General features: G+C 45.4%; 7 protein-coding genes. 4 read left to right on the forward strand and 3 right to left on the reverse strand.

The annotated features are described in order from the left end of the window. Window positions 1–103 precede the first annotated feature (103 nt). Entirely contained in the window at window positions 104–1,348 is a 1,245-nt protein-coding gene (locus QUB16_RS13675) for a glycosyltransferase family 2 protein (protein WP_333316768.1), read from the forward strand. A 168-nt stretch (window positions 1,349–1,516) separates the two neighbouring features. Beyond that, a complete protein-coding gene (locus tag QUB16_RS13680) occupies window positions 1,517–3,091 on the forward strand; it encodes a M10 family metallopeptidase (protein WP_333316770.1) in 1,575 nt (524 codons plus the stop codon). Window positions 3,092–3,134: 43 nt separating this feature from the next. Here QUB16_RS13680 and QUB16_RS13685 read toward each other — a convergent pair whose 3' ends face one another. Further along, window positions 3,135–5,408, reverse strand: a complete 2,274-nt coding sequence (locus QUB16_RS13685; protein ID WP_333316771.1) for an FdhF/YdeP family oxidoreductase — start codon at window positions 5,406–5,408, stop codon at window positions 3,135–3,137. A 223-nt stretch (window positions 5,409–5,631) separates the two neighbouring features. Here QUB16_RS13685 and QUB16_RS13690 point away from each other — a divergent pair, with 223 nt between their 5' ends. Beyond that, window positions 5,632–5,844 carry a hypothetical protein gene (locus tag QUB16_RS13690; RefSeq protein WP_333052595.1) on the forward strand — a complete coding sequence of 71 codons (213 nt, stop codon included), beginning with the start codon at window positions 5,632–5,634 and terminating at the stop codon, window positions 5,842–5,844. A 456-nt stretch (window positions 5,845–6,300) separates the two neighbouring features. On the opposite strand, the gene QUB16_RS13695 is transcribed toward QUB16_RS13690, so the two are convergent. Beyond that, the gene (locus tag QUB16_RS13695; protein WP_333316773.1) at window positions 6,301–11,532 is read right to left on the reverse strand and encodes an nSTAND1 domain-containing NTPase; all 5,232 of its coding nucleotides are present in this window, start codon (window positions 11,530–11,532) and stop codon (window positions 6,301–6,303) included. Window positions 11,533–11,573: 41 nt separating this feature from the next. On the opposite strand from QUB16_RS13695, the gene QUB16_RS13700 reads away from it, so the two are divergent. Continuing rightward, complete coding sequence (locus QUB16_RS13700; protein ID WP_333316774.1) at window positions 11,574–11,852, forward strand: hypothetical protein; 279 nt, start codon at window positions 11,574–11,576, stop codon at window positions 11,850–11,852. A 264-nt stretch (window positions 11,853–12,116) separates the two neighbouring features. Here the strand turns inward: QUB16_RS13700 and QUB16_RS13705 are convergent, their stop codons facing one another. Then, window positions 12,117–12,476: a hypothetical protein gene (locus QUB16_RS13705; protein ID WP_333316776.1), complete on the reverse strand. Its 360-nt coding sequence runs from the start codon at window positions 12,474–12,476 to the stop codon at window positions 12,117–12,119. Window positions 12,477–12,531 lie beyond the last annotated feature (55 nt).

The raw sequence follows: 12,531 nt of genomic DNA on the forward strand, positions 1-12,531 counted from the left end.
TCGGTCAAAATAACTTTTCGGGCGATCGACTAGCTTTTTGTTTTAATATTTTTTAATATTTAGGGAGACAAATCCTGTACCGAAATTTTGAGGTCAGTTCGCTTTGATATTGTTAACCCTGCTAATTTTTTCTCTGATTGTAAGTAGAGCTTACACTAAGAATTTGCGCCGATCGGTCAAAAATGCGCCTCGAACCGACAGAAGTTCCGCCAGGCCCTCACCAGAGTCCGCCCCACAGTTCCCTAAAGTTTCGGTAATCGTACCAGCATACAACGAGGCAGAGAATATTCGGGATTGCGCGATCGCCATTTTGGAGAGTACACCGCTGTGTGTGGACAACTTAGAGGTTTTAATTGTAGACGATCGATCGACAGACGGCACCAAGGCGATCGGGCAAACCCTGCAACAGCATCTCAACGACCCCCGGCTTAAAATATTAGCAGGTCAGCCGCGACCAACCAACCAATATTGGGCGGGAAAAAACTGGGCCTGCGCCCAAGCTGTTGAGGTAGCAACCGGAGACTTCTTATTATTTATCGATGCCGACGTGCGACTCAAACCAGGGGCGATCCAAAACGCTATCGCCACAGCAGAAACCGAGAAAATAGACTTGTTCACCTGTATGCCAGCGCTGGTTTGTGAGTGTTTTGCCGAGTGGTTAGTGCAGCCGATAATGTTCAATAACTTAGCAGTTTGCTTCGACTTCACCGCCGTCAACGATCCCTCGAAAACAGACAGTGCTTTTGCCGCCGGCCCGTTCATGTTATTTAGGCGATCGGGCTACGAAAAAATTGGAGGTCACCAGGCCGTTGCAAGCGAAATTGTGGAAGATGTGGAATTAGCTAGACGCATCAAACGTGCGGGTTTAAAGCTCGGACTTTATTCCGGGTCAAATTTGGCATCCGTGCGGATGTATCGGTCTTGGAACGCATTGTGGGAAGGCTGGACAAAGAATTTGTATCTCGGCGCTAACCGCAGTTGGGGCATGATGGTTTACATGGCCGCAATTATGTTATTTCTTTATCCTATGCCGTGGTTGGCATTAGCTATTTTGCTGGCAAACGGGGACTTCGCAGAAATTCTGACAATCAGCAATTACCAATTACCAATTACCAATTACCAATTGCCAATTACCTGGTTAACTATCTGTTTATCCGTAATCGTAATTGGGCAGCATTACACTTTGCGCCGCTTGAGTGCCGAGATTTCTGAATGTCCTACAAAATACTGGTGGTTGGGAGGTTTCGGAGGTGCGTTAGTGGCGGCGATTGCGATCGCCTCTGCGATTAAAACCGAAACTGGTTGGGGATGGACTTGGCGGGGTAGAGCTTTGCAAATTAAGAGTTAAGAACACCAAGCTCAAATCATTCGTGACAACCGATCGTTTGTTGGTAACATTTATTGATAAATATGATTTTTATGAAGTCAAGGTTATGAATTTTATGAGTTGACTTTAAGAGCTGCTTATTTAATAATATTAATCAACATCCTCTTGCCTCCAATTGGAAGGAACCTCATGTCTGTTTACACTCTGAGTGATTTAAGTAATAACAATTCAGATTTGTTGCAAGGTGCTTCACAACATAGCTGCCCGATCTGTAGCAGTCGCGCTCAAACCTCAGATTCGGGCGCCGAACGATCGGCCGCTCAAGCTTCCGCCTTCAGCAACTCTAACGAGATCGATGCTCTGCTGACAAGAAGTAGAGCAAACCCCGGACAGCCAGCCAAATGGAACGTCGCTCCCGGCGGCACCATCACCTACAGTTTTGTGACTGCTGACAGCGCGGCCAGTTATTTTGCATCTAGAAACGAAACCAATATTGAGGAAGTTAACGATCGCATCAAACAGAATGTCCGCCAAATCTTGCGGGACAATTATGCCACAGTCTTGCCGCTCAACTTTGTAGAAGTTCCAGACTCGGCCCAAAGCAACATCAGAATTATGTTTTCTGACGGGCCGGGTGCTGACGGCTATGCCTACAGTGGTTATCCGGGTCAGTTGGGCGCGGTCGCCATCCACCTCCAAAAGCTCAATGAAAACGATCCGGAAACAGCTTTTTCCGCAGGCCCCGGCAGTTACGGCCACTTTACTTTAATTCACGAAATCGCTCACGCGATGGGTTTGAAGCACCCCGGCAACTACAACGGCTCCAGCAGCGGCTTAACAGGAAACTCCGCAGACCTTCCGTATCTTCCGTTTGACAAGGACAATACGAGAAATACGATCATGTCCTACAACGCCGCATATAGAAGATTTAACGATCCCAACGCCGAAAATCCCCGGAGTTTGATGGCTTATGACATCCGGGCTTTGCAGTATCTTTACGGCGCACGCAGCGACTTTAACGGTGACAATAATGTTTACAAATTCGACAGCACTAATTTCAATACGGTTCAAACTATCTGGGACGGCGGTGGCAGTGATACTTTGGACTTTTCGGCACTGCCTGCCAACAACGTTTATTCTTTGGACATGAATCAGGGTAAGCCGCTGACGACAAAGAGCGCTCTGGGATATCTGGGCTACTATTTAGAACCTTCGCAGTTGCCACCAGGTGCCGATCTCGATCGGGTTTATACAACTGAAACTTTTGGCACGTACATTGCTTTTGGCGCGGATATCGAAAATCTGGTAGGTTCGGCCGGAAATGACCAGGTACTTGGAAATGAATTAGCTAACAGTATTCTAGGCAGTGCGGGGATCGACACGATTAGTGGGGGGCGGCAAAGCGATACTTTGGACGGTGGCGAAGGCGGTGACTATATTTACGGCGACAAAGGCATGGATCTGTTAACTGGCGGGGGCGGGGGGGATTGGCTGCAGGGCGGTCGGGCAAACGATACTATTATCACCGGTGTCGGTTTCGATGACATTGTGTTGCAGCCGGATGGGGGTACGGATACGATTGTTGATTTTGCTCCTGGTGTGGATTGGTTAGTGTTAGTTGATGGTTTGACATTCGAGCAACTGTCGATCGTACCTTCAGGCAACGATACTGAAATTCGGATCGGCAGCACCGGACAAGTCTTGGCGCTATTACCGGGAATAGCGGTAAGTTCGATCGGGGAATCTGATTTTTTAGTTGTTTAAAGTGATAGAAACGGAGGACACGGTAATGCCGTTTCCACTCTGATTACGCTTGTGCATAAACAAAAGCAGGTACGCGCTTGTAAGCAGGCGTGCCCGATCGCTTTTCAATCTCCGGGTGAAAAATCACATTAACTTCAGGATAAAACATCAAAGCAGCACCCTCACGAACCGCCCCGTAAATCACCTCGACATTTTCCATTTTCCCCACATTTCCCTGCACCGTAACCCGCTGATGTTCTTGAAAACCCACACTTTCTGCATCCGCACGATTCATCAAAATGCAGTTGCGGTGCGGCATTCCCCGGTACTTGTCATCAATTTTGTAAACCACAGTATTATGCTGAGAATAGCTGCGTCCCGTCATCAAGGCCACAACAATACCCTGTCTTGATTCCGATACTCCAAACTCTTTCGCTTCCGGTAATTTCAGCTTAGGTAAAGGCGTGACAAACATCTGCGCTTTCCCCGACTCGGTAGGGAATTTAGGTTCTGTAAAAATGCGACCGCTGATGGTAAATTCCTCTTGTGTTTCATCAATTGTAGCTATTTTTTCATAGCCCGGAATAGTTTTAGCAATCAATTGGCGAACGTATTTTGTGTCTTGAAGTTGGCGCCAATCAACAGGAAAATCGCCGTGAATCCGGCTGGCTAATTCCGTCAAAAAATAAACTTCAGGAATCAAATCCGAATTCTGGAGATGAGTTTCGCCCTCATCATTTAAACGCACAAAGTTATTCCCAGATTCCACGGTTGTTTTGTGAGGGTTTTCAAAGCGATTCAGCACCGGAATCACAATTGTATTGTGCTTTGCCAATCCGTGAAAATGCCCTAAATTCGGTTTGGTTGCGAGGTAGATAACGGTTTCAACATTGCTTAAAGCCTGTTTGGCCTGATTTGAATCTGGATTTGCCCCATACAAGTTGCCGCCCAGACATATCAGCGTATCGACTTTGCCTGCCTCTGCTGCTTCAATGAGCGATCGAGTGTCGTAGCCTTTAACAGGACTGAGGGGACGATTCAATAACTTTTCTAAAGCTTGTTGAATTTCTTTTTTCAGCTTCACAGTGACGCCCATAGAGCCGAATCCTTGGACGTTTGAGTGTCCTCTCACGGGCATTAATCCCGCCCCTTCTTTGCCGACATTTCCTGTCATTAAGGCAGTATTGGCAATGCTGAAAACGTTATCTACACCGTTATCCTGTTGGGTAATTCCCATCGCCCAACCAAAAACTACTCGCTGGGACGCGCCAATAATTCGGGCTGCTGCCTCAATTTCGGCTTGGGAAACTCCGCAGGTTTTAGTAATAGTTTCCCAATCGGTTTCGCGGGCGTGCTGTACTACTGCTTCCCAGCTTTCTGTATGAGCTTGCAAATAGCTTTCGTTCAGCAAACCTTGTTCGATTAGCGATTTTTGAATTCCCACAAATAGCGCCGTATCGCTGCCCGGAATTGGTTGCAAGTATAGCGACGAAATATCGGAACCGGGGATGAGCGACTTGACGGGAAATGCGGGAGAACCAAACTTGACTAAGCCGATTTCCATCACCGGATTGATTACAATTATTTTACCGCCTTTGTCGCGAATTTTAATCAATTCGTTCATCAAGCGGGGATGGTTGTAGGAAGAATTGCTGCCCGCGAGCACGACGCAATCTGCTTCCTTCAAGTTTTCTAGACTCACTACCGAGGTGCGGGTGGCAAACATTTCGCTTAACCCGATTGTCGAGGGAGCGTGGCAGAGATCGGAACAATCTGCTAAGTTATTGGAACCCATCGCCCGCATCATCAATTGCAGCAGAAAAGCCGCTTCGTTGGAAGAGCGACCGGAACTGTAAGATGCCACTCGTTCGGGGGTTTTGCGAAAGGCAGCTTCGGCAATTTGATAAACTTCTTGCCAAGAAATGCGATCGTAATGAGATGAACCCGCCCGCAAAATCATCGGAAAACTCAGCCTTCCCAGCCTATCGGCTTCCATTGAAGTTAATTGCTGAAGTTGTGCAATACTCTGCTGTTCAAAAAATTGAGTTGAGATAGCCGGCTTAATTTCAGCGGAGATTGCTTCGACGCTTTTCATGCAGCGCTGAAGTTTTTCGCCATCTTCATTCGTAAAGCCTCCTTTCTGCCCGCCAGTGCCCCAAGAACAGGACAAACAAGCACTTTTGTGCAGCAAAGTTTTCCAAAGTTTCGGCCCTTCCGGGGACAATGTATGTTCTGCCCAATATTCAATTACGGGTAAACCGCCACCTATCTCTGGTGTTTCCTCGTTTGTCTCGTTGAATGGCGGGACTGGTTGGACATTTTGGGAGTTGACATCCATGCGGTTTACCTCGGGTTTTGATTGCTGGTTAATTCGGTGGGGAATTGCCAAAAAGGTTAAGCTTGTAAGTCTAATTTTAGCGCAATTTTACTGCCAACACAATTAGCCAGTAGATAGATTTGTTTAACCGATCGCTTGAGCAACTCGACAGGCAGACGCGATCGCCTCTTGACAAAAAAAATGTATTATAATAATTCATATACTCAAATATAAACACTACAAAATGCTAGAACTACATAAAAGTTATGTAATCGACGAAAATCAGCAGCCGATTGCTGTTCAAATCCCCCTTGAACAATTTGAGAAAATCGAGGAGATTTTGGAAAACTATGGTCTGGCTAAACTTATAGAAGAAACTGAAGGTGATGAGAGATTATCAAAAGAACAAGCACTAAAGTATTATAACTCAATCAAACAAAATAATGTGGCAAGTTGAATATACAAATCGGTTCCTCAAAGAACTAGCTGCTTTACCTGCTGAAATTAGAAGTAGGATAGAACCTATAGTTTTTCAATTCTTAGAATCCGACAATCCCTTTGCATTAGGATATCTGGAAAAAATGAAAGGTTATCCAGATAGGGATCGCGAATTAAATAACTTACAATTTTAATTGTTATTGTGGGATGGGCGTCCCGCCCGTCCTTTTTGGACGGGCGGGACGCCCATCCCACAAACTTGTGGAAGTTATTTAATTCTCATTCCTAAATATAAAATTCGTGTTGGTGACTACCGTATTGGACTCACAGTTGATGCACCGACAAAAACTTTAATTTGTCAGCGAGTAGCGCACCGCCGAGACATATACAGAATTTTTCCATAAAATTATGTTGATGAGAGTTAGCAAAATATAATTATGTAGAGTGTGCGGCCCGCAACTTACCGCTGTCAATTTCACCGCTTCCCCTTATTTAATGCCTGCTTCCCAAATCCAAGACAAAGCAGTCGATCGCCCTCAGCAACATTCGGGTCATTCTGCAAATAATCTCCCAACCATTCGCAACTCCGAGCAATGATATTATTCAGTTGCAAATTCTCCACAGGCCACAAAATTACACTTCTATCCCTGCTAGCAAAAGCCAGAGTTTTGCTGTCCGAACTAAAAGTAACGCTCAACACGCGATCGCTCGATTCCAAAGTCTTAGATAGAATAGCCTTTTTGCCGCCAAAATCCCACAGCTTAACAGTATTTCCCCCACTCGCCGCCGCAATAAATTTGCCGTCGGGACTAAAACTCACGCTTTCTACAGTATCGCTGTGGTCGAGTTTTTCAGTTAAATTCGCCACCTTTCCATCAAACTCCCACAAGTAAACTTTTTTGTCACCGCAAGCAGCAGCAATAGTCTTGCCGTCGGGACTAAAACTCACATTTTTAACCCTGTCCTCGTGGTCGAGAGTTTTCATAATTTTCGCCGACGAACCGTTAAATTGCCACAGGTAAACTCTCTTTTCTCCCGTAATTTCAAAAGCCTTTTTCTTCCCGCTTGCCTTGTCCTCAGCAGCGGTAGCAGTAGCAATAGTTTTGCCGTCGGGACTGAAGCTAACGCTAATTACTGGATTGCTGTGATCGAGTTTGGCCAACAAAGTTGCTTTAGAACCGTTCCAGCGCCAGAGGTACAATTTGCGATCGGCACTAGCGGCGGCAATTATCTTTCCGTCTGGACTAAAACTCACGCTTTTAACAATGCCACTGTGGCTGAGAGTATCTAACAGTTTGCCGTTTAAACTCCAGACTTTCACTGTTTTGTCATCGCTGGCCGAAGCAACAGTTTTATCATCAGGCGAAATGCTAACCCAGGTAACAGAATCCTTGTGACCTTCTAAGGTTTTGAATAAACTGCCGTCAGCCCGCCAAAGTCTCACGGTTTTGTCGCCGCTAGCAGAGGCAATTGTTTTGCTGTCAGCACTAAAACTGACTTTGTAAACCCAGTCTCCGTGTCCCGATAAAATCTTATTCAGCGGAGTGCTGTCCGGTTTCCAAATTTTTACTATTTTGTCCTTACTTGCGGAAGCAATAGTGCCGTCCCCGCTGAAACTTACGGCCCTCACGTCGTCTTGATGTCCTCGAAAAGTGTTGAGCAAAGTGCCGCTGCGACTCCAAATTTTTACCGTATCGTCTGCACTGCCGGTGACAATTTGTTTGCCGTCGCGACTGAAACTGGCGCTGACAACTTCATCGTTGTGTCCTTTGAGAGTTCTGATTTCCTCACCGTTTCGGTTCCAAATTTTGGCTGTGGTGTCGGCACTTGCTGAGACGAGTTCTCGACTGTTTGGACTGAACTTAATGCTGTAAACAATGTCAGAATGTTTGGTTAATGTTTTGGGATTAATTGTAAATTTCTGGGTTTTAGTTTCTCGGTTCCAAAGTTTGACAGTTTTGTCAACACTTGCTGAGGCAATTGTTTGGCCGTCGGGACTGAAACTGACGCCGAGTACCCAGTCTTTGTGTCCGGTTAAGGTTTGCAGCAATTTTTTGTTCGCAAGGTTCCAGATTTTGACGGTGTTGTCGTGACTGGCGGAAGCTAGGGTTTTGCCGTCGGGACTGAAACTGACGCTGGTGACGATATCGCCGTGGCCGGATAAAATGCCGTGAAGCGGAGCTATCCCGTAGGGAATGGCACTTTTGTCGTTATCTACTTGCCAAATTCTAATTGTGCGATCGGCACAACCAGTAGCGATCGTTTTCCCATCGGGACTAAAACTAACACTCGTCACGCTATCCGGGTGATTGAAAGTTTTTAATAACTTACCTTCTTTGCTCCACAATTTAACAGTTTTGTCAGCACTTGCCGAAGCCACTGAATTGCCGTCGGGACTGACACTCACATCCAAAACAAACTTGCTGTGCTGCTCGAAACGGTTGCGTTCTTGCACCCCGGAAACTGCTTGTCTGAGTCTTTCAGCAATTAGATTTTTAGTGTCCACAGGCAGCGCTGTACTTTTCAGAGAATCACGACCAATTTTGATACTATTTCTCAACACTCCTAATTGATTTTTTTCATTAGAAAGCACCAAAGCTTCCGACGCCGAATTTAGGGCATCAGTGCGACTTGTTTCTGCTTCTTGCCGTGCGCTTTCTGCTAATTTTGCTTGCTTGAATGCCATCCCCGAAACACCTGCAAGTACAAGCACTCCTAGAACCGCCGCCCGCAATTGCCATCTCCGAGATTGGTAAAGTTGAGCTTCCGCTTCGTGCTGTTTGTCTCTAGCTTGGCGCTGTTTGTCTCTAGCTTCCGACAGCAAAGCATCTCGCTCTCTGTCTTTGCGAATTTGCTCAATTTCATCTCGGTTAATTTGGTTTTGCTTTCGCAGTTCCTCAAATTCTGCCTTTTTATCTAATGCCTGCTGCTGGCGGATGAAGGTAACTAAATAGTCGTGAACGAGCTGGTAAAGCTCAGCAGGCAGTTCCGTCCACCGAAAAACTAAACCAGAGTTTACTAACAGTTCTAAGACTAAATCTAATTTGTCAGCTTCGGCAAATGTCGCTAAATTAGAAGCTAATTCGGCGCGGGTTTTTAGGGGACGTATTTCATCTTCATCTGTCAGCAAATACAAAACTCGGCGCGCCGCCACTTCATTTTCCGGCCCGCAATCTTTGATGACTTCTTCGAGAAACCTTTCGACTAATTTTTGTTGCGGATTGTTGCCTAGTTCCTGATATTGAGCTAAAGTTCTAATGTCCTCTTGTTGCAGTTGAGCGCCGACAAGTTGTAGTTCGATCGGGCGGACTTCTCCCAATTCTCCGGCTAAATCATTGACTAATTCTTCGATCAGCTCCGGTTCTAAGTAAAACTGCGCTCGCTCAGTTAAAGTGCGAATTACCGATCGCGCATCAAGCAGCGAAAAATTTCCCAAATAAAACAGAATGTTTTTGCTGAGAATGTCCTCCAAAATATCATTGTTAACGAATCCTGTCGGGTTTTTGGGTCGGGAAAATTCCAGCAAATAGTGCAGGTAATCTTCCCGCAAACACAGGACGACTTTTAAATATTTGATTTTCAAGCATTCCCGCAAAAAATCAAAAAATCTCTGCCTTTGGGCGGGTTCCTTCCACACGAAAAAGAATTCTTCAAATTGATCGAATATCAGAACAGTCACTAAATGTTCGGAATTTCTTTGCAGCTCCTTGATAATGTTTTCGTATTCGATCGCCTGTTGTTGTATAATTAATTCTACTGGCTGTGACTGCTCCCTTCTCTCCTCATTATTCCCAGCCAAGTCGTCGTTAAATCCCGAAATAATATTTTCCTTGACTGCGCCTGCTTCTACTGGAAAATCTACCGGAGCAGTTTCCGGTACTGCGTCGGAAATTTCCGGCTCGAATATTTCAGCTTTTCCAGCAGATAACTGTCTGGTCAATTCCCGCGGCCAGTTGTTGTAAACTTGCAGCACTACCGGCAAGACAGTCCGCCTTTCTATTTTTTTTTGTTTGAGAGCTGGTACTAATCCTCCCGTGACAATTGAACTTTTGCCAACTCCAGACTGACCGTAAATTACTGTCAGTTTGTCTGGGGTATTGTTCATCCTATATATCAAGCGGTTGAGGTCTTGTTCTCTGCCGGAAGCAGTAATTTCGTCAGCAATAGTAGCCGCGTCGGCAACAGTTTCGGCGACGGAATTAACCGCTTCTCTGTGCGGCTGCAACTTTCCTGCTCCAATAAAAGCTCGGAACCGATACGTGTGTTCCACCGCTCGATAATCTTGCTTAATTTGAAATGCTTCGAGATATTCTCCCCGCTGAAAATAGAGCGATCGCAGCATTTCTAAAACCCGCAAATACAGTTGCGGGTTGTAGCACGCTTCGGTTTCCGAGCGAGCAAGCTCTAAATGCGCGATCGCCTCCTGGATCTCGCCCAACTGACTCTGCGCCTCTGCTAAAATTAACAGATACAAGCCTAGATGCTGCGACTTTACAGGGGTTCCCTGTCCCGTCGCTTCTAAATTTGAGTTGAGAACGCCTAGAGCGATTAAAGCCCATTCTTTCGCCCCTTGCCAGTTCTTTTGCTCTAAGGCTACTCTAGCCAAAAAGCCGTAATCTTGAGCCAAATTAACTGCTGAATTTTCCATATTTTCATGTAACCTCCGAGCTTTGATAGCTAAATTCCAGAGTGCATCCCAATCTTCTAAATGCTGCAATACTTCGCCAAGTTGATTGATGAATATACCAACGGCATCCGGCCGCCCCGCTCGTTCTAAAACATCAATAGATTCCTGAAAATAATTCTTAGCTTCCGTCCAGTAAGGACGGTTGCCGCTGCGGTGTTTTTCTGCTTGGAAGCGGTAGCAAAGACCGATGTGGAATAGAATAATTCCCTCTAACACGGGTGCAGGGTGAACGGTAAATAACAAATCGCTAAATTCGGTCTTTTGCCCAATAAATGCTACTTGATGCTTCCAAAAACTGAGACTTTTTTGATAAAATTCAATAGCCGCAGGGATGCGGTGACAAGCATATTCGTGCCTACCGCGAATAAATTGCAAACTCGCTTCAATAGCTGGTTCTAACCTGATGTTGCAAGTTTGCAAGTCTTGGCTAGCCGACTCGAGTTCACTCAAAGAATTGGCTCCGAGAATGGCAGAATTAGTTAAACGCCAATTGCCACTTTCTAAAATGTTGGAAAAAATGCGATCGGCACTTTTGCCCAGGAAATCCACCAAGTCGTCGGGGCCAATTACAAATTCAACACTTGTCGTCCAAGTTTCGATATCTGTTACTAACCGAATCAGTTTTTTTAAGATTTTGTCTGTCACCCACAGCACCACCGGAAAGGGAAAATTATTCCGAAATTCTTCCCTCACGTAGTTGGTAGAAGTCAGCAGTCGATCGATCGCACTTACCGATTCCAAGCCCAACACCATTAAAGCTGCGGGATGGGTGCAGGAAAGTTTGGTTTCTATCGTCGTGTAAAGAGTTTTAACAGATGGCGGGAGGACAATTTCTCGAATCTCGATATCAGACTCCTCCCGCAATTGCCGTACAATTTTTTCTCGCATAGCGCTGTAATTGCACCGTACCAAAATCAGCGAAAATTGCCCCTGAGACATTCTCAGAGCGCGGGAGAGAGTTTGCAGCGAACTTTTGTTTTGCTGTGCTGCGGTGTCTTGCTGGCAGTGCGAATTAATCATAATTAATATTTGAAAAAGTTTCTCAGGATAGATGCTGTCAAATGCCGAAAAAAGGAAGTTCGGCAACGGATTTTTTAACGGATGTAACGGATGTAACGGATGGAAGTTCGGCAACGGATTTTTTAACGGATGTAACGGATGTAACGGATGGAAGTTCGGCAACGGATTTTTTAACGGATGTAACGGATGTAACGGATGGCAGGAATAGACCGCAGGGGGAAAGTGGAATTAAGAACGTCCTAACCTTTTTGGCGGTTGCTCTAACTAAGTTTACTTTTACCCGTTTTTACGTTAGCCAATCACAGCGGACAATCACATGATTAATTTTATTTCTGCCCTTTTGGGCGATTTCCCATCACTGGGAACTATCAATTAGTTAAGTTTATTTCAGCCTGCATACTTATTATGTTAGCCGATCGCAATTAAAGCATACCCAAAAAATACATACTCTGTTATTCGCATATTCCCAGCAAAATCAACCGAATTTTACTGAAATCTTGATAATTGCTTTAATTCTACCCAGCAAATGAGTCTTTGTTTGCGGGAGTCCCAGCCATCGCCCAAATCGCACAAATCCGATTCAGTTATTCGCATATCCCAGAAATCCGGCATTCCCGGGTTGACTGGCCCCTGGCCGCACTGAGATAAACTATCGGCGGCGGCTCATCAATTACAGCTTGAGGATTTTTTGTCATAAATTTACTAATCTCCATATCTAAAGTAGCTGCAAAATCAGGTTCATCCCAATCCTCGCTTTCTTCAATGCTGATTGTTGTTGGTGGCCCAATATCAAAATCTAGCTCATCGCCAAAATCCGAAACTTTCTTAATTGGATCTATTTTCTGATCGGTATCAGCGGCCAAAGCTTGAGTTGTATTGGCTATTAGTACGATCGGCAGTGCTACTATGGCACTTATTGTTTGTCGCGCCGTGATTTTCCTCATGGTATCCTCCTGATATAAACTAAACTTTGGTACTACTATACATTCAACATCTGCG

The sequence above is a fragment of the Microcoleus sp. D3_18a_C4 genome (assembly GCF_036702415.1).
Lineage (GTDB): Bacteria > Cyanobacteriota > Cyanobacteriia > Cyanobacteriales > Microcoleaceae > Microcoleus.

Coding starts and splice junctions, on each gene's coding strand:
- QUB16_RS13680 (WP_333316770.1), top strand. CDS start 1,517: ATGTCTGTTTACACTCTGAGTGATTTAAGTAATAACAATTCAGATTTG.
- QUB16_RS13685 (WP_333316771.1), bottom strand. CDS start 5,408: ATGGATGTCAACTCCCAAAATGTCCAACCAGTCCCGCCATTCAACGAG.
- QUB16_RS13690 (WP_333052595.1), top strand. CDS start 5,632: ATGCTAGAACTACATAAAAGTTATGTAATCGACGAAAATCAGCAGCCG.
- QUB16_RS13695 (WP_333316773.1), bottom strand. CDS start 11,532: ATGATTAATTCGCACTGCCAGCAAGACACCGCAGCACAGCAAAACAAA.
- QUB16_RS13700 (WP_333316774.1), top strand. CDS start 11,574: ATGCCGAAAAAAGGAAGTTCGGCAACGGATTTTTTAACGGATGTAACG.
- QUB16_RS13705 (WP_333316776.1), bottom strand. CDS start 12,476: ATGAGGAAAATCACGGCGCGACAAACAATAAGTGCCATAGTAGCACTG.